This window comes from Pseudomonas sp. S2_A05 (assembly GCF_054668485.1).
Map to the genome: position 1 here is coordinate 2,893,177 of NZ_CP162775.1, position 16,965 is coordinate 2,910,141.

16 protein-coding genes and 2 pseudogenes are annotated in these 16,965 nt (G+C 60.7%); 10 read left to right on the top strand and 8 right to left on the bottom strand.

Annotated features, from left to right (window positions below):
• Positions 1–92: 92 nt before the first annotated feature.
• Positions 93–860 (top strand): DODA-type extradiol aromatic ring-opening family dioxygenase, encoded by a 768-nt coding sequence (locus AB4O12_RS13105; protein WP_375122481.1) that lies wholly within the window; start codon positions 93–95, stop codon positions 858–860.
• 117 nt (positions 861–977) lie between these two features.
• Here AB4O12_RS13105 and AB4O12_RS13110 read toward each other — a convergent pair whose 3' ends face one another.
• Positions 978–2,651, bottom strand: coding sequence for a DEAD/DEAH box helicase (locus AB4O12_RS13110; protein WP_016770859.1), 1,674 nt, complete (start codon positions 2,649–2,651; stop codon positions 978–980).
• Positions 2,652–3,070: 419 nt separating this feature from the next.
• Here AB4O12_RS13110 and AB4O12_RS13115 point away from each other — a divergent pair.
• Positions 3,071–3,861, top strand: a pseudogene (locus tag AB4O12_RS13115) (crotonase/enoyl-CoA hydratase family protein).
• A gap of 108 nt (positions 3,862–3,969) precedes the next feature.
• Here AB4O12_RS13115 and AB4O12_RS13120 read toward each other — a convergent pair.
• Positions 3,970–4,725, bottom strand: a complete 756-nt coding sequence (locus AB4O12_RS13120) for a spermidine synthase (RefSeq protein ID WP_056788491.1) — start codon at positions 4,723–4,725, stop codon at positions 3,970–3,972.
• 151 nt (positions 4,726–4,876) lie between these two features.
• Between AB4O12_RS13120 and AB4O12_RS13125 the strand changes: the two genes are divergently transcribed.
• Positions 4,877–6,223 (top strand): class II 3-deoxy-7-phosphoheptulonate synthase, encoded by a 1,347-nt coding sequence (locus tag AB4O12_RS13125; RefSeq protein ID WP_252878647.1) that lies wholly within the window; start codon positions 4,877–4,879, stop codon positions 6,221–6,223.
• A gap of 89 nt (positions 6,224–6,312) precedes the next feature.
• On the opposite strand, the gene AB4O12_RS13130 is transcribed toward AB4O12_RS13125, so the two are convergent.
• Both AB4O12_RS13130 and AB4O12_RS13135 read right to left on the bottom strand, forming a co-directional pair.
• Positions 6,313–7,539 carry a winged helix-turn-helix domain-containing protein gene (locus AB4O12_RS13130; protein ID WP_460062282.1) on the bottom strand — a complete coding sequence of 409 codons (1,227 nt, stop codon included), beginning with the start codon at positions 7,537–7,539 and terminating at the stop codon, positions 6,313–6,315.
• Between the two features lie 64 nt (positions 7,540–7,603).
• Entirely contained in the window at positions 7,604–7,825 is a 222-nt protein-coding gene (locus tag AB4O12_RS13135) for a DUF1127 domain-containing protein (RefSeq protein ID WP_016770864.1), read from the bottom strand.
• A 97-nt stretch (positions 7,826–7,922) separates the two neighbouring features.
• On the opposite strand from AB4O12_RS13135, the gene AB4O12_RS13140 reads away from it, so the two are divergent.
• Positions 7,923–8,777 carry a LysR substrate-binding domain-containing protein gene (locus AB4O12_RS13140; RefSeq protein WP_172667885.1) on the top strand — a complete coding sequence of 285 codons (855 nt, stop codon included), beginning with the start codon at positions 7,923–7,925 and terminating at the stop codon, positions 8,775–8,777.
• On the opposite strand, the gene AB4O12_RS13145 is transcribed toward AB4O12_RS13140, so the two are convergent.
• Positions 8,767–9,513 carry a sulfite exporter TauE/SafE family protein gene (locus AB4O12_RS13145; protein ID WP_221264894.1) on the bottom strand — a complete coding sequence of 249 codons (747 nt, stop codon included), beginning with the start codon at positions 9,511–9,513 and terminating at the stop codon, positions 8,767–8,769. The two genes, AB4O12_RS13140 and AB4O12_RS13145, sit on opposite strands and share 11 nt — an antisense overlap.
• 111 nt (positions 9,514–9,624) lie before the next feature.
• On the opposite strand from AB4O12_RS13145, the gene AB4O12_RS13150 reads away from it, so the two are divergent.
• From AB4O12_RS13150 to AB4O12_RS13165, 4 genes are all read left to right on the top strand, one after another.
• Positions 9,625–10,581: a LysR family transcriptional regulator gene (locus AB4O12_RS13150; protein WP_016770867.1), complete on the top strand. Its 957-nt coding sequence runs from the start codon at positions 9,625–9,627 to the stop codon at positions 10,579–10,581.
• Positions 10,582–10,656: 75 nt separating this feature from the next.
• Positions 10,657–11,112 carry a MarR family winged helix-turn-helix transcriptional regulator gene (locus tag AB4O12_RS13155; protein WP_042607887.1) on the top strand — a complete coding sequence of 152 codons (456 nt, stop codon included), beginning with the start codon at positions 10,657–10,659 and terminating at the stop codon, positions 11,110–11,112.
• A gap of 329 nt (positions 11,113–11,441) precedes the next feature.
• Entirely contained in the window at positions 11,442–11,861 is a 420-nt protein-coding gene (locus AB4O12_RS13160) for an organic hydroperoxide resistance protein (RefSeq protein ID WP_007940002.1), read from the top strand.
• Positions 11,862–11,897: 36 nt separating this feature from the next.
• Positions 11,898–12,908 (top strand): alpha/beta hydrolase, encoded by a 1,011-nt coding sequence (locus AB4O12_RS13165; protein ID WP_024013773.1) that lies wholly within the window; start codon positions 11,898–11,900, stop codon positions 12,906–12,908.
• Positions 12,909–13,092: 184 nt separating this feature from the next.
• Here AB4O12_RS13165 and AB4O12_RS13170 read toward each other — a convergent pair whose 3' ends face one another.
• Together AB4O12_RS13170 and earP are read right to left on the bottom strand one after the other, a co-directional pair.
• Positions 13,093–13,662 (bottom strand): elongation factor P, encoded by a 570-nt coding sequence (locus AB4O12_RS13170; protein WP_003226785.1) that lies wholly within the window; start codon positions 13,660–13,662, stop codon positions 13,093–13,095.
• A 48-nt stretch (positions 13,663–13,710) separates the two neighbouring features.
• A complete protein-coding gene (gene earP, locus AB4O12_RS13175; protein ID WP_460062289.1) occupies positions 13,711–14,853 on the bottom strand; it encodes an elongation factor P maturation arginine rhamnosyltransferase EarP in 1,143 nt (380 codons plus the stop codon).
• A 125-nt stretch (positions 14,854–14,978) separates the two neighbouring features.
• On the opposite strand from earP, the gene AB4O12_RS13180 reads away from it, so the two are divergent.
• Both AB4O12_RS13180 and AB4O12_RS13185 read left to right on the top strand, forming a co-directional pair.
• Positions 14,979–15,392 carry a hypothetical protein gene (locus AB4O12_RS13180; protein ID WP_460062291.1) on the top strand — a complete coding sequence of 138 codons (414 nt, stop codon included), beginning with the start codon at positions 14,979–14,981 and terminating at the stop codon, positions 15,390–15,392.
• Between the two features lie 2 nt (positions 15,393–15,394).
• A pseudogene (locus AB4O12_RS13185) lies at positions 15,395–15,878 on the top strand (GreA/GreB family elongation factor).
• A gap of 9 nt (positions 15,879–15,887) precedes the next feature.
• On the opposite strand, the gene cysB reads toward AB4O12_RS13185, so the two are convergent.
• Positions 15,888–16,862, bottom strand: coding sequence for an HTH-type transcriptional regulator CysB (cysB, locus tag AB4O12_RS13190; protein ID WP_423662694.1), 975 nt, complete (start codon positions 16,860–16,862; stop codon positions 15,888–15,890).
• Between the last annotated feature and the right edge of the window lie 103 nt (positions 16,863–16,965).

Here is a 16,965-nt window from a genome sequence, read left to right on the forward strand (position 1 = left end):
GAAAAACCGATGAAAAACCGCAGAAACTTATATTGGATTCAGATCGATGATCTGACTGAAGATGGTTCATCTTAGCGCTCAGGAGCCCGTCCATGTTGCCCAGCCTGTTTATCTCCCACGGTTCACCGATGCTGGCGCTGGAGCCCGGTGCCAGCGGCCCGGCACTGGCGCGACTGGCCGCTGAACTGCCGCGCCCCAACGCCATTGTCATCGTCTCGGCGCACTGGGAAAGCCAGGAACTGCTGGTCAGCAGCCACTCGCACCCGGAAACCTGGCACGACTTCGGCGGTTTCCCCCGTGCGCTGTTTGAAGTGCAGTACCCGGCACCGGGCAATCCGCAGCTGGCCGCCGAGGTGGCTCAACTGCTGAACGCCAATGACCTGCCGGCGCGGCTCGATCCGCAACGACCGTTCGATCATGGTATTTGGGTGCCACTGTCTTTGATGTATCCGCAGGCCGATATTCCGGTGGTGCAAGTCTCGTTGCCGAGTCGCGGCGGACCGGCATTGCAGACGCGAGTTGGCCGTGCACTGGCGAGCCTGCGCGAACACGGCATTCTGTTGATCGGCTCCGGCAGCATCACCCACAACCTCCGGGAGCTGGATTGGCATGCCGGCCCGGAAAGCGTTGAACCGTGGGCGCGGGATTTCCGTGACTGGATGATCGACAAGCTGGCGGCCGACGATGAAACAGCGCTGCATGATTATCGCCAGCAGGCGCCGAATGCCGTGCGCAGTCACCCGAGTGATGAGCATTTGTTGCCGCTGTACTTTGCTCGCGGTGCTGGCGGGGTTTTCAGCGTGGCGCATCAGGGTTTCACGATGGGGGCGCTGGGTATGGATATTTATCGCTTCGGCTGACGTCATCGCTGGCAAGCCAGCTCCCACAAGGTGTTGTGTCGCCCGATGAGCAGGCAAAAAAAATCCCCGAACCAGTCGGGGATTTTTTTATGTTCGATCAATCAGCCCGAGGGCGGATCAATCTTCGCGGTAGCGACGCAGCTTGAGCTGCTTACCGGCCACGCGAGTGTCCTTCAGTTTGGTCAGGAGTTTTTCCAGACCTTCTTCCGGCAGCTCGACGAGGCTGAAGCTGTCACGCACCTGGATGCGACCGATCGCTTCACGGGCCAGACCGCCTTCGTTGAGGATGGCGCCCAGCAGGTTTTTCGCAGCGATACCGTCACGCGCACCCAGCGCGGTACGGCAACGAGCACGGCCTTCGCCCAAAGGCATTGGCGCGCGACGCTCGCGGTCACCACGATCCGGACGATCACCGGAACGCTCAGGACGGTCGCCACGCGGTGCGTTGTTCGGCACCAGTGGACGTTCCTTCTCGATTGCGGCCAGGTTCAGCGCTTGACCATTGGTGGCTTTGCGCAGCAGCGCAGCAGCCAGAGCACGCGGGGTGCAACCGATGTCGGCGGTCAGGCGGTCGAGCAGCTCACCGTGAGTCGATTCGGCATCAGCAACCAGCGGCGAAAGGCTGTTGGTCAGTTTCTTGATGCGAGCATCGAGAACGGCTTGAGCGTCTGGCAGGCGTACTTCGGCAACTTTCTGACCGGTTACGCGCTCGATCACTTGCAGCATGCGGCGCTCACGTGGAGTCACCAGCAGCAGTGCACGACCTTCGCGACCGGCACGGCCGGTACGGCCGATACGGTGCACGTAGGATTCCGGATCGTACGGCATGTCGACGTTGAACACGTGAGTGATGCGCGGAACGTCCAGACCACGGGCAGCAACGTCGGTCGCAACAACGATGTCCAGACGGCCATCTTTCAGCGAGTCGATGACGCGCTCACGCTGGTTCTGGGCGATGTCACCGTTCAACGCGGCGGCTTTGTAGCCTTTGGCGTCGAGGGCGCTGGCCAGGTCCAGAGTGGCTTGCTTGGTGCGCACGAACATGATCAGGGCGTCGAAGTCTTCGACTTCCAGCAGACTGAGCACGGCCGAGGTTTTCTGGTCAGCGTGAACCAACAGGTGAGCCTGTTCGATCGCGGTAACGGTCTGGGTCTTGGTCTGGATCTTGACGTGTTGCGGATCGCGCAGGTGGCGTTCGGCAATGGCGCGGATCGACTGCGGCAGGGTCGCCGAGAACAGCACGGTCTGGCGGGTCGATGGCAGAGCCTTGAAGATAACTTCCAGGTCATCCATAAAGCCCAGCTTCAACATTTCGTCAGCTTCGTCGAGAACCAGATGGTTCACGGTCGACAGGACTTTCTCGTCGCGACGCAGGTGGTCGCACAGACGACCCGGAGTAGCGACAACAATCTGTGCGCCATTACGGATTGCCTTGAGTTGCGGGCCCATCGGCGCGCCGCCGTAGACAGCCACGACGGTGACGCCTGGCATTTGCTTGGCGTAGGTTTCAAAAGCGGTTGCTACTTGCAGCGCCAACTCTCGGGTTGGCGCCAGGATCAGGGCTTGCGGTTCGCGCTTGGCAGGATCGATGCGGTGCAGAATAGGCAGTGCGAACGCGGCGGTTTTACCGGTACCGGTTTGCGCCTGGCCAATCATGTCCTGGCCGGCCATGATGATCGGGATCGATTGCTGCTGAATCGCCGAAGGCTCTTCGTAGCCAGTCGCTGCGACGGCTGCAAGAATATTCGGGTTGAGATTAAAAGCGGCGAATCCGCCGGTTTCCTGGGTCATGGGTCTGCCTCTAAGTGCATCCGCAAAGACCCATGCTCCAAAGCTGCGCATGCCGTGTTGAGACTCAAGAGTCGCCCTGGCAGCTTTGTCGGCGGGGATTTGCGAAAACGAATGAATGAAGATGAATCGTCAAGGAAGAGCCCGCAATGCGGACGTGCAGCCGAAGCTGACTTCGGGAAATGCGCTACCTAAACGCGGCCCGGTTAAAGGCCGGCGCGCACTATACCGGATTTCGCCCGAAAAGGGAGCTTTTTTTGTGGCCCCTATCCGTGTGTCACCGCCGTGTAACGGGGTTTTGCGGATAATCGCGCAACGGTCTATTTTGCAAAGGCCCGGCCCTGCGGGCGATGACGCTTAAACGGTTCACCGACCTGCGGCAAAGCGCCGCGCATCCGCCCTTCCCGCTTGAGGATTTAGCCATGAATCAGCCCTGCGCCGGCCGCGTCAGCCGAGAACGTCGTGGTCATGTGCACTTGATCGGCCTCGATCGGGCGGCCAAGCGCAACGCTTTCGATATCGACCTGCTCAACGACCTGAGCCCGGCCTACGGCGAGTTCGAAGCCGACCGCGAAGCGCGGGTCGCCGTGGTGTTCGGCCACGGCGAGCACTTCACCGCCGGGCTTGATCTGGTCAATGCCAGCGCGGCTCTGGCCGAAGGCTGGCAGGTTCCGACAGGCGGGTGCGATCCCGGGGCGTTTTCGTCGGACCACGGGTAAGCAAGCCGGTGATTGTCGCCGCGCAGGGTTACTGCCTGACTATCGGCATCGAGCTGATGCTGGCGGCGGACATCAATCTGTGCGCGAGCAATACCCGCTTCGCGCAGATGGAAGTGCAGCGTGGGATTTTTCCGTTTGGCGGGGCGACTTTGCGTTTCCAGCAGATTGCCGGCTGGGGCAATGCGATGCGCTGGTTGCTCACTGGCGACGAGTTTGATGCACACGATGCGTTGCATCTGGGCTTGGTCCAGGAAGTGATGGCCAGTGAAGACTTGCTGCCCCGCGCGATCGAGCTGGCCGAACGGATTGCCCGGCAGGCGCCGCTGGGCGTGCAGGCGACCTTGATGTCAGCGCGACAGGCGCGTTATGAGGGGGAGACAGCGGCGGCGCAGGCGTTACCGGCGCTGGTGAAGAAGTTGCTCGCCACTGAAGATGCCCGGGAGGGGGTGAGATCGCTGGTGGAGCGGCGGCCAGGGATTTTCAAAGGGGTGTGAAGAATCTGCTGCCTGTCAGGGCCTTTTCGCGAGCAGGCTCGCTCCCACAGGTCGAACGCATTTCAAATGTGGGAGCGAGCCTGCTCGCGAAGGGGCGGTACTGCCGGCTCAGGTCGCCGGGCGAATCGCGTTGATCAACGACTGCAACGAGTACCCCAACTGCGGCGCCAGCGCTTCGGCTCGTTGGGTCAGCGCCTGCATGTCCAGCGCCTGATCGAGATCCGCCGGGATAATCAGAATCACGTTGCCCTCCTTCACCGGCAATTCCCAGTAATGCCGGTGATAGAGGCCGCGCAACAATGCCGCGCCCAGTGGCTTGCCATCGTCGGTGGCCCACTGGTTGATCACCAGCCAGCCGCCCGGATTCAGGCGCTTCTGACAATCGCCGAGAAAACTCCAGGCCAGATGCCCGACCCCGGGGCCGACATCGGTATAGAGGTCGACGAAAATCAGATCCGCCGGCTCGGCAGTCGGCAGCAGTTCAAGCGCATCGCCGACGCGGATGTACAAACGCGGATCATCATCCAGGCCAAGATATTCGATGGCCAGCCGCGGCACGTCCGGGCGCAGTTCGATGGCCTCGACGTCTTCGAGCGGCAGAAACTTCAGGCAAGCCTGGGTCAGTGTGCCCGCACCCAAACCGAGAAACAGCGCGCTCTCCGGCTGCTCGTGGCACAGCGCACCGATCAGCATCGCGCGGGTGTAGTCGTACTCCAGCCAGCTCGGGTCGGCTGTGAACACGCAGCTCTGCTCGATCGCATCGCCGAACTCGAGAAAGCGGTAATCGGCCACTTCCAGCACGCGAATCACGCCGAACTCATCCTGTACCTCGGCGAGCAGATGCTCGACGCGCTCCTCAGTCATTTCGTCTCCTGATGGTCACCGGGCGCGGTGACGCGATGGCACCGCTGTGGCGCCGTGGCAAAGCGGCGATTGTCGGCGATGGGGCGGGAGCAGGTCACGCACTAATTGCTGCTAACATGGCGCTTCCCTGCGTACGAACTTCGAGACCGTGATGAGCCAACCGTGGAGCCCTGACAGCTGGCGCGCCCTGCCGATCCAGCAACAACCGCAATACCCCGACGCCGCGCACCTGCGCCAGGTCGAGCAAACCCTGGCCAGCTATCCGCCGCTGGTGTTCGCCGGCGAAGCGCGCGAGCTGCGCCGCCAGTTCGCCGAAGTTACCCAGGGTCGCGCGTTTCTGTTGCAGGGCGGCGATTGCGCGGAAAGCTTCGCTGAATTCTCCGCAGCGAAGATTCGCGACACCTTCAAAGTGTTGCTGCAGATGGCGATCGTCATGACCTTCGCTGCCGGTTGCCCAGTGGTCAAGGTCGGGCGCATGGCGGGTCAGTTCGCCAAGCCGCGTTCGGCCAACGACGAAACCCTCGGCGGCGTGACCCTGCCGGCTTACCGTGGCGACATCGTCAACGGCATCGGCTTCGACGAAAAGAGCCGCGTGCCGGATCCTGAGCGTTTGCTGCAGTCCTATCATCAGTCCACAGCGACCCTGAACCTGTTGCGCGCTTTCGCCCAGGGCGGTTTCGCCGACTTGCACCAAGTGCACAAGTGGAACCTGGATTTCATCGCCAACTCGGCGCTGGCCGAGAAGTACAGCCACCTCGCAGACCGCATCGATGAAACCCTCGCATTCATGCGCGCCTGCGGCATGGACAGCTCGCCGCAACTGCGCGAAACCAGTTTTTTCACTGCCCACGAAGCGCTGCTGCTGAATTACGAAGAAGCCTTCGTACGCCGCGACAGCCTGACCAACGATTACTACGATTGCTCGGCGCACATGCTGTGGATCGGCGACCGCACGCGTCAGCTCGACGGCGCGCACGTTGAATTCCTGCGCGGGGTGAACAACCCGATCGGCGTCAAGGTCGGACCGAGCATGGACCCCGATGATCTTATCCGCCTGATCGACGTGCTCAACCCGGACAACGATCCGGGGCGTTTGAACCTGATCGCGCGGATGGGTGCGAACAAGGTCGGCGATCATCTACCGGCACTGATCCGCGCGGTCCAGCGCGAAGGCAAGCAAGTGCTGTGGAGCTCCGACCCGATGCACGGTAACACCATCAAGGCCAGCAGCGGCTACAAGACCCGTGACTTCGCGCAGATCCTTGGCGAGGTGAAGCAGTTTTTCCAGGTGCACGAAGCGGAAGGCAGTTATGCCGGCGGCATTCATATCGAGATGACCGGGCAGAATGTCACCGAGTGCATCGGCGGCGCCCGACCGATTACCGAGGATGGCTTGTCCGACCGTTATCACACCCACTGCGATCCACGGATGAATGCCGATCAGTCGCTGGAATTGGCGTTTTTGATTGCCGAGACCCTGAAGCAAGTCCGCCGCTAGACCGAGTAGCCCCAATTCGCGAGCAGGCTCGCTCCCACATTTGCAATGCGTTTCCCTGTGGGAGCGAGCCTGCTCGCGAAAGGGCCGGCTCAGGCAACCTCAATCCGCGCCAATGCCACCCGCAACCGCCCCGCACTCTCGCGCTGACAATTCAACTGCACCCGCGCCAAACCCAGCCAACCCGCCATCCGCCGCAAATTCAGCGCCAGCGCCAGCATGCCCTCCTCGTCCAGTCCCGATTCTTCCTCATGCACCGCATGCACCGCCAACTGCCCTGCCGCCCGTTCGGCGCGCAGATCAACCCGCGCGGCGATCCGCTCGTTGTGCAAAAACGGCAGCACGTAATAGCCGTAAACCCGCTTGGGCTGCGGTGTGTAGATTTCCAGGCGATAGCGGAAATCGAACAAACGCTCGGTGCGGCTGCGCTCCCAGATCAGCGAATCGAACGGCGACAGCAGCGCACTGGCAATGACCTTGCGCGGCACTTTGGGCTCCGGCAGGCAATAGGCGATCTGCCGCCAGTCGGCGACTTCACACATCTGCAATTGACCAGCTTCAACCAACTCAGCCAGACGCCGCCGCGCATCCGCAGGGTTCAGGCGAAAGTAATCACGCAGGTCTTTTTCCGTACCAACGCCCAATGCTTGCGCCGCATGCAAGAGCAAACCGCGTTGCGCCTCGGCCTCGTCCGGCGTGGGCTGTTGCAGGATCGCAGCAGGAATCACCCGCTCGGGCAAATCGTACAAGCGCTCGAAACCGCGTCGCCCCGCCACTGTGACCTCACCGGCGGCGAACAACCATTCCAGCGCATGTTTCTCGGCACTCCAGTCCCACCATGGCCCGGCCTTGTCTTCGCGGGTCGACAGACTGCCGGCGCCAAGCGCACCCCGCTCCTCTACCGCAGTCAGCACACGGCGGATGGTTTCCTGCTGTTCGCGACCAAACTTTGCCAGTTGCTGATAGATGTCTTCGCCACGCTTGGCGCGTTGCATGCGCCAGCCCAGCAACGGGTACATCGACAACGGCAACAGCGACGCTTCATGGCCCCAGTATTCGAACAGCGTGCGCCGACGGCCCGAACTCCAGGCAGCCTGGTCGAGCAAGTCAGATGAATAGCAACCGAGACGGGAAAACAGCGGCAGGTAGTGCGAGCGCACCACGGCATTGACGGAATCGATTTGCAGCAGGCCCAGCCGTTCGATCAGCCGGTTCAGATGACTGGCATTGACGTTCGGCGGCTGGCGCCCGTTGAACCCTTGGGCAGCCAGCGCCAGACGTCGTGCCTGTTTGAGGGAAAAGGACACTGTCGCGGGCATTTATTCCTCCATGTCTGCTCGCAACCTACCTCACCTGAAAGGGGTTTGTGTAGCGATAGCCTCATCATTTATGCATCGGGTCGTCCCAGAACGGCCGCACGGTTTCATGCTCGACATCGGCGCGGCTGATGCCGATGTCCTTCAGTGCCTCATCGCTCAGACCGGCGAGCATTTCCCGTTCGCGATGCAGCTCATACCAACGGCTGAATTTGTGCAGCAGATCGGACACGATATGGCCATGGCCGGACAGCTGTTCTTGGCTTGCATACTCTCTTTGACCTTTCATCGTATTGCCTCCTTCTGTGGATGGCTCAAGTCTCGCGCCAGCGCTAAGATCAATCCAACGAATGTTTCTGATGGCATGCATCACGGAGATTCATCAATTGTCCGCCTACCCCAGTATCGATACCGATGTCCTGCGCACCTTCGTCGCCATTGCCGATCAGGGCGGTTTCACCCGTGCCGGCGAGATGGTCAACCGCACCCAGTCGGCGGTGAGCATGCAGATGAAACGCCTGGAAGAAGACGTATTGCAGCGCCAGCTGTTCGAGCGCGATGGACGCCAGGTGCGCCTGACGGCCGAAGGCCAGGTGCTGCTCGGTTATGCACGGCGCATCCTCAAACTGCACAGTGAGGTGTTCAACACCCTGCGCGAGCCGCACATGGTCGGCACCGTTCGCATCGGTACGCCGGATGATTACGTGATGCGTTTTCTGCCGGGAATCCTGTCGCGATTCGCGCAGTTCTATCCGCTGATCCAGATCGAGGTGCATTGCGAGTCGAGCAAGCAGTTGTTGCAACGCACCGATCTGGACTTGTCGATCGTCACCCGTGAGCCGGGCAACGAGATCGGCCAGTTGCTGCGCAAGGAGCGCTTTGTCTGGGCCGAGGCGCAGAACTTCAGCGCCCACGAACAGACGCCGCTGCCCCTGGCGATGTTCAACAGTGATTGTTTCTGCCGCCTGTGGGCGTGCAATGCGCTGGACGCGATGGGCCGCGATTACCGCATCGCCTACAACAGCAGCAGCCTGTCGGCGCTGATGGCCGTGGTCAGCGCAGGGCTGGCGATCACCGCGCAACTGGAAAGCCTGATCACCCCGGACATGCGCATCCTTGGCGCCGCCGAAGACCTGCCGCTGCTGCCCGAGGCGAGCATCATGCTGATCCGCAATCTTAACAACCCGTCGCCGATCACCGAGTGCCTGGCCGAGCACATTGTCGAGGGCTTCAAACTTTAAACGCGAGCATCACCGCACACAGCACGAGGAAGCCGCAAAACAGCCCACGCAGAATTTTTTCCGGCATGGCGTGGGCAACTTTCACGCCCCAACTGATGCTGAGCAGACCACCGACCGCCAGAGGCAGACCGATCATCCAGTCGACTTCATGGTGCACGGCGTAGGTCACCAGGGTTACACCAGTGCTCGGCAGGGCCAGCGCCAGCGACAAGCCCTGAGCGACCACTTGGCTGGTGCCGAACAGGCTGGTCAGCACCGGCGTCGCCACCACCGCGCCGCCGACGCCGAACAGACCGCCCATGGTCCCCGAGGCGGCGCCGAGCACGCCCAGCCAAGGCCACGAATAGCGCATCTCGGCAGTCGGCGCTGGGCGCGGGCCGAACATCTTCAACAGGTTGTAGGCCGACAGCGCCACCAGAAAGGCGACAAAGCCGATGCGCATGGTCTGCGCATCGATGCCCACCGCCCAGATCGAGCCGAGCCAGGCAAAGCAGAAACCCATCACCGCCAGCGGCAGCGCATGGCGCAATTCGATGCGATTGCGCTGGTGATAACGCCACAGCGCCAGCATCACGTTCGGTACCACCATCACCAGCGCCGTGCCTTGGGCGATCTGCTGATCAAGCCCAAACCACACGCCAAGCAACGGGATCGCAATCAAGCCACCGCCAATGCCAAAGATCCCGCCCAATGTGCCAAGGGCGGCGCCGAACAGCAGGTACAACAGAAAATCCATCACAACGGTAATCCTCTAACGACAGGCGGCCAATGCTACGCACTCGCGCCTAGCGGGGAAACGCATAGCAACGCACAATGGCTATGCCGATTTTGCACAAGCGTGATTTCCATGAATCCCAACCAATTGACCGATCAACTCGGCCTGTTTCTCGATGTGCTGGAGAGTGGCAGCTTTTCTGCCGCTTCGCGCCGCCATCCGCTGACACCTTCCGCCGTAGCCCGGCGCATCGACAGCCTGGAAAGTGCCGTCGGCAGTCAGCTGTTCGTACGCAGCACCCATGCCGTGCTGCCGACTTCGGCCGGTCTGGCCTTCGCCGAACGGGCGCGACGGATCATCGCCGAGTTGCAACTGGCACGTGCCGAAGCGGTGTCGTTGAGCAGCGCACCGGAAGGCCTGATCCGCATCGATGCGCCAGCAGCTTTCGGGCGGCGACATCTGGCGCCGGTAATTGCCGATTTTCTCCTGCTGTATCCGGGACTCGATGTGCAGATGCACCTGATCGACAGCTTCAGCGACATGGCCGGCAGCAGCCTGGGCAAGGTCGATCTGGTGCTGCGTACCGGCCAGTTGGCTGACTCGCGCCTGGTCGCCACGCCATTGGCGAGCATGGTCCGCGTCGCCTGTGCCAGCCCTGACTATCTCAAGCAGCGTGGTGTGCCCGAGCATCCGGCGCAGTTGAGTGAACACGACGGGCTCGACTGGGAAGGCCTTGCGCCGCCGTTTGCCTGGAAATTCGAAGTGGACGGGCAAATGCAATTGCACCGGCCATCGCGCGTACGTCTGAGCGCAAACAATGCCGAAGCTCTGGCGTGTGGCGCGGCGGCGGGTCTGGGCGTCGCACACTTGCCGACCTGGCTGGCCAGCGAATACCTGCTGCGTGGCGAACTGGTGCCACTGTTCTGCGAAAATGGCCTCCCTCCGCCGGAGTCCACCGGCATTTACGCGCTGCGCATGGAACAGCAGGTCCATTCGCGCAGTCGGTTATTGCTGGAATATCTGAAAACCCGCTTCAGTCCGGTGCCGCCGTGGGATCTGGCGTTGCAACGGCAATTCGCCCGGCACTGAGGCCGGACATATTTATCTGGCGCCTTAAAGATTCGAGCGCTAGATTAAAAAACGATCAACGATCAAGGCTTTGACATGACTTCCGAACGCGACAACTGCGACGACCTTCTGCTCGACAATCAGGCGTGCTTCGCCCTGCACTCGACCTCGCTGATGATGACCAAGGTCTACAAGCCGCTGTTGCAGGCGCTGGGCCTGACCTATCCGCAATATCTGGCGATGATGGTGCTGTGGGAGAAGGACGGTCTGACTGTCGGAGAAATCAGCGCACGCCTGCTGACCGATCCGGGATCGCTGACGCCATTGCTCAAGCGTCTGGAAGCCGAAGGCCTGCTCAGCCGCACCCGCAGTCGCGAAGATGAGCGGGTGGTGATTGTCGAACTGACCGCAGCGGGCCGAGCCTTGCGCGACAAGGCGCAGACCGTGCCACAGTGCATTCTCGGCGCCAGTGGCTTCACCCTTGAACGTCTGCAGAAATTGCAGGCCGAGCTGCAAGCGCTGCGCGGACATCTGCAAGACAGCCTGAATTAAGCCCCGCTACATTCCCCTGTGGGAGCGAGCCTGCTCGCGAAGGCAATTGATCAGTCAAAACGTGTGTCGGCTGACACGACGCCTTCGCGAGCAGGCTCGCTCCCACACTGATTTCAGCGCCAACAAAAATATTTTTCCCGCCTGAATTCCCTCGGCAAGCGCTCTAAATCAAGCCTTACCGGTCCCTGCCACGCTATGCCCTTGAGCAAAACGTGCTTTTTGTTAAAAATTTATCTTGCGCACTAAACATTAGCGCTATACATTCTCTTCACACCTACTTAGCGCGCAAACAATTAGCGCACAAAACCACAACCCATGAGGCTCACACCATGCAAACTCTCTACACCGCAATCGCAACTTCCACTGGCGGCCGTGACGGTCGTGCGATCTCCAGCGACAACGTACTGGACGTCAAACTGGCCACTCCGAAAGAACTTGGCGGTGCTGGCGGTGCGGCGACCAACCCTGAGCAACTGTTTGCTGCCGGTTACTCGGCCTGCTTCATCGGCGCACTGAAATTCGTCGCCAGCCAGACCAAGCGCAAGATTCCCGACGACGCGTCGATCACCGCCCATGTCGGCATCGGCCAGATCCCTGGCGGTTTCGGTCTGGACATCGATTTGCACATCAGCCTGCCGGGCCTGGAACAAGCCGATGCGCAGTCGCTGGTCGACGCCGCTCACCAGGTCTGCCCGTACTCCAACGCCACCCGTGGCAACGTCGATGTGCGTCTGCACGTAACCGTGTAATCACTCAAGTCTCCGGCCCGAACAAGGAAATTGAACATGAACACTTTCAGCAAAGTCTTGACCGGCACCCTTCTCGCCCTGTCGGTACACAGCGCTTTCGCCGGTGATGTCGAACACAACACCCAGGCATTTCTCGATGCGCTGAACTCAGGCAGCGGCAAGCCGATCGAGCAGCTGTCGCCCAAGGATGCCCGCGCCGTGCTGGTCGGCGCGCAGTCCGGGGTCAAGTTGACGTTGCCCAAAGCCGATGTCAGCGAGAAGACCATCCAGGTCGATGGTCAACCGCTGAGCCTGACCATCGTCCGGCCGGCCGGGGTCAAGGGTGAGCTGCCGGTGTTCATGTTCTTCCACGGCGGCGGCTGGGTGCTGGGGGACTTCCCGACTCACGAACGTCTGGTGCGCGATCTGGTGGTCGGTTCGGGTGCGGCGGCGGTGTTCGTCAATTACACCCCTTCGCCGGAAGCGCATTACCCGGTGGCGATCAACCAGGCCTACGCTGCGACCAAATGGGTGGCGGAACACGGCAAAGAGATCAACGTCGATGGCAAGCGCCTGGCCGTGGCCGGCAACAGCGTCGGCGGCAACATGGCCGCAGTGGTTGCACTGATGGCCAAGGACAAGGGCACCCCGGCGATCAAATTCCAGGTACTGCTGTGGCCGGTGACCGATGCCAACTTCGACACCGGTTCGTACAACCAGTACGCCGAAGGGCACTTCCTCACCCGCAACATGATGAAGTGGTTCTGGGACAACTACACCACCGACGCCAAACAGCGTAACGAGATCTACGCTTCACCGCTGCGCGCCACCACCGCGCAACTCAAAGGTCTGCCACCTGCACTGGTGCAGACTGCCAGCGCCGACGTGCTGCGTGATGAAGGTGAAGCTTACGCACGCAAACTCGATGAAGCCGGAGTACCGGTTACGTCGGTGCGCTACAACGGCATGATTCACGATTACGGTTTGCTCAACGTGGTCAGCCAGGTACCGGCGGTGCGGTCGGCGATGTTGCAGGCGTCTGAAGAACTGAAGCAACACTTGAAATAACCACAGTCCCATTGTGGGAGCGAGCCTGCTCGCGAAAGCGTCCCGTCAGACAGCGCTTCATTGAATGACACACCGCATTCGCGAGCAGGCTCGCTCCCACATGGGACAGGTGTGAAACTCAAAGCGCAGGCACAAAAAAACCCGACTCAATGGTCGGGTTTTTTCTTTCCGCAAAAAGCAGTGCTTATTTCGCACGGCCTTTGTAGGAACCGCCTTCGCGGGTATCGATCTCGATCATGTCGCCGATTTCGATGAAGTCGGCAACCGACAGCTCGGTACCGTTCTTCAGTTTGGCAGGCTTCATCACCTTGCCGGAAGTGTCACCGCGAGCGGAGCCTTCGGTGTAGTCAACCTGACGCACGATGGTGGTCGGCAGCTCTACGGAAACCAGACGCTCTTCGAAGAACACGGCTTCGCAAACGTCGGTCATGCCTTCTTCAACGAAAGGCAGAACGCTTTCGATGTCTTCGGCGTTCAGCTCGTACATGGTGTAGTCAGTGGTGTCCATGAACGTGTAGGTGTCACCGCTGATGAACGACAGGGTGGCTTCTTTACGATCCAGGATCACGTCGTCCAGTTTGTCGTCCGCACCGTAAACGGTTTCGGTCTTGTAACCGGTCAGCAGGTTCTTCAGCTTGGTCTTCATGATCGCGCTGTTACGGCCCGACTTGGTGAATTCAGCTTTCTGAACCAGCCAAGGATCGTTGTCGATACGGATCACGGTACCGGGTTTGAGTTCTTTACCAGTTTTCATTGCGAATATCCGAATTTGGATGGGATTTACAAAAATCTAGGCCGCGTATCATATCCAATTTACATAAAACTGTACCAGCGCCGTGGCAAGATCCGCCTGCAAGGCCTGTTCCAGACACCATGCCTCGGCATTTTTCTCGAGTTCCGGCCGATGACTTCGCACCGCCAGCCAGTGCTCGCCGATCGGTTGCCCGGCGCTCCACGCTCGCCACAGACCGTTCATCGCCTGCGCCGCAGCGGGGGAAAGGCCGTGAGTGTAGAGCGCGAGGAAAGCGTCGAGCTTGTCCAGATGGATGTCATCGTCCTGCTGATAGATGTGCCAGAGCATCGGCCGCCCCGCCCATTGCGCGCGCACGAATGAGTCTTCACCGCGCACCGCGTTGAAATCGCAACACCAGAGCAGGTGGTCGTATTGATCCTGACGGACGAACGGCAGCACTTGCACGGTCAGGGACTCGCGCACATGAATCGCGCCGACCGTCAGGGTTTCCACATTCAGCCAGCGCGCCACATCGCCGAGAATCCGCCCTTCCGGCACCAGCAGGTGAGTCGCCAGTGCGTCGGCCGCCAGCACATCCAGCCAACTGGCCAACCCGGCATTTTCATAAGCAAACAGCGAGATCAGTTGCGCATCGGGCGCGGGATCAATACCCAGGTCTTGCAGGAAATGTTGCTGAGCCGGCCGATCCTTCTGAAACTGCCGACGCTGTTCGAGCAGTCCGCATTCGCGCAGCAGGCCACCGGTGCCCGGCTTGAAGCCCGGAAAGAAGAAGAACTTCTGCACCGATTTGTATTTCACCGACGGCAAGCCATGGCAGCCGGTGACCCAGTCTTCGGCGCTGAGATAATCGAGGTTGAGCCACAGCGGCGGCGTTTCCCGCGCAGCCATGCTGTCCATGTAATCAGTGGGCAACTGACAGGCGAAGGCGGCGATGACTACGTCGGCTGCCTCGGCGTGCAGCCATTCGCTCGGCCACTGACGCACCTCGACGCCCTGCTGCCACTGCTGCGCTAGATCGATATCGATCTCAGGACAGAGGCGCTCGAACGCGCGCAGATCATCCACCCACAGGCGCACCGGCAAGGCATGTTCGGCCACCAGTTGCCGGGCCAGGCGCCAGGTCACGCCGATGTCACCGAAGTTATCGACCACGGTGCAGAAAATGTCCCAGCGGGGTTTCGCTTCAGGCATGCCGTTCTCCCGTTGGCAAAAAACCTCGATTGTCCGCATAAATGCGCTCGCGCAGAAGAGCCGACGGCGATTAATCTTCGTGCGACAATCGCCGCTTGCCCGCAACCATCCGCCAGGAGGCCGCCATGCCCTACCGTCCGAATCCGCGTCGTCCCTTGCCTGTTCAGCTTAGCGCGCTGCATCTGACCGGCAGCATTGCGCTGGGCCTGTGGCTGGGGTTCCTGGCGATTGCGCTGACCTGCTGGCTGCTATCGCGCTTCATCTTTCCCGAGCAATTGGCCCCGGTGGCTCAAGCGGTGCAGCAATTGGCCAATCCGCCAGTTGCAGTCGAGCCACAGCCGGACGTCGCACCGCCGCCAACGCCGCTGTTCCAACAGTACGAAGAAAACCTGCGCAAGAATGAACAGCAGACCCGACTGGATCAGGCGCGCGCCAATTCGCGCAATGCGTCGAACCCGAAATGCCAGTTCTGGCTGCAGCAGGACCAGACCGCGCCGACCGAAAAGAGCCGCGCCAACGTTTTGCAATTCTGCGATTGATCATGAACAAACACAGCGTCCACCAGTTGATTCTCGACAAGCTGCGCATCGACCTCGACATCGCCGAACGCGCTGCGCAAACCGCTTACGAAACCGCGACCCACGAAGAAAACATCGCCGAAAACAAGTACGACACGCTGGGGCTGGAAGCGTCATATCTGGCGGCGGGTCAGGCGAAGCGGGTTGAGGAAATCCGCCAGTCACTGGCGCTATGTCAGAACCTGACGTTGCGTGCCTACGATGAAAATCGCGGCATTGAAGTCGGCGCCCTGCTCGGCACTGGAGGACGAAAAGGGTCGCGAGCAATGGCTGTTTCTGGCGCCGGATGCGGCGGGGCTGAAAGTCGACGTGGTGGGTCAGCCGATCACCGTCATCACCCCACGCTCGCCGCTGGGCAAAAGTCTGCTGGGCAAGTTCGCGGGCGATGAGGTGGAGATTCTGGTGGCGGGCACCCGGCAACAATTTGCTGTCACCGAGGTGCTCTGAAGCGGGTGCTTAGTGAACGGGCAGTTCGACGCCGTCGAACAGCTCTTCGAGCTCTTGCTTGTTGTGGCACTGAATGGCCTTGGCCATGACTTCGCGGGTCAGGTGCGGGGCGAATTTCTCGATGAAGTCGCACATGAAGCCACGCAGGAAGGTGCCACGACGGAAACCGATCTTGGTGATGCTCGACTCGAACAGCTCGCTGGCATCCAGCACCACCAGGTCGTTATCGAGTTTGGTATCGACGGCCATTTTAGCCACGATGCCTACGCCCAGCCCCAGACGCACGTAGGTTTTGATCACGTCGGCGTCAGCAGCGGTGAACACCACTTTCGGCGTCAGGCCACGATGGCTGAAGGCTTCGTCGAGCTTGGAACGGCCGGTGAAACCGAACACGTAAGTAACAATCGGGTGTTCGGCCAGCGCTTCGAGAGTCAGCTTCGGCAGCTTGGTCAGCGGGTGGCCATGGGGTACGACCACGCAGCGGTTCCAGCGGTAGCACGGCATCATCACCAGATCGCCGAACAGCTCCAGCGCTTCAGTGGCAATGGCGAAATCGACGGTGCCGTCAGCGGCCATTTCGGCGATCTGCATCGGCGAGCCCTGATGCATGTGCAGGGCCACGTCCGGGTATTGCTTGATGAAATTGCTGATCACCGGCGGCAGCGCATAACGCGCCTGGGTGTGGGTGGTGGCGATCGACAGGGTGCCCTTTTTCTCGTTGGAGAATTCCTGGGCAATCTGCTTGATGCTTTCGACTTTGCGCAGGATCTCGCCAGCGGTGGTGATGATGCGCTCGCCGGCCGGGGTGACGCGGGTCAGGTGCTTGCCGCTGCGGGCGAAGACTTCGACGCCCAGCTCGTCTTCCAGCAGGCGGATCTGCTTACTGATGCCCGGTTGCGAGGTGTACAGGCTTTGAGCGGTAGCGGAAACGTTGAGGTCGTGGTGCGCCACTTCCCAGATGTAGCGCAGTTGTTGAAGCTTCATATCAATCCCTCAAAGCAGGTAGACGCCACGGGCATCAGCGACGGTATATAACTATATTAATGGTTCGAAGAATAAATCTAGAACTTTTTTATCAAAAAGCCAT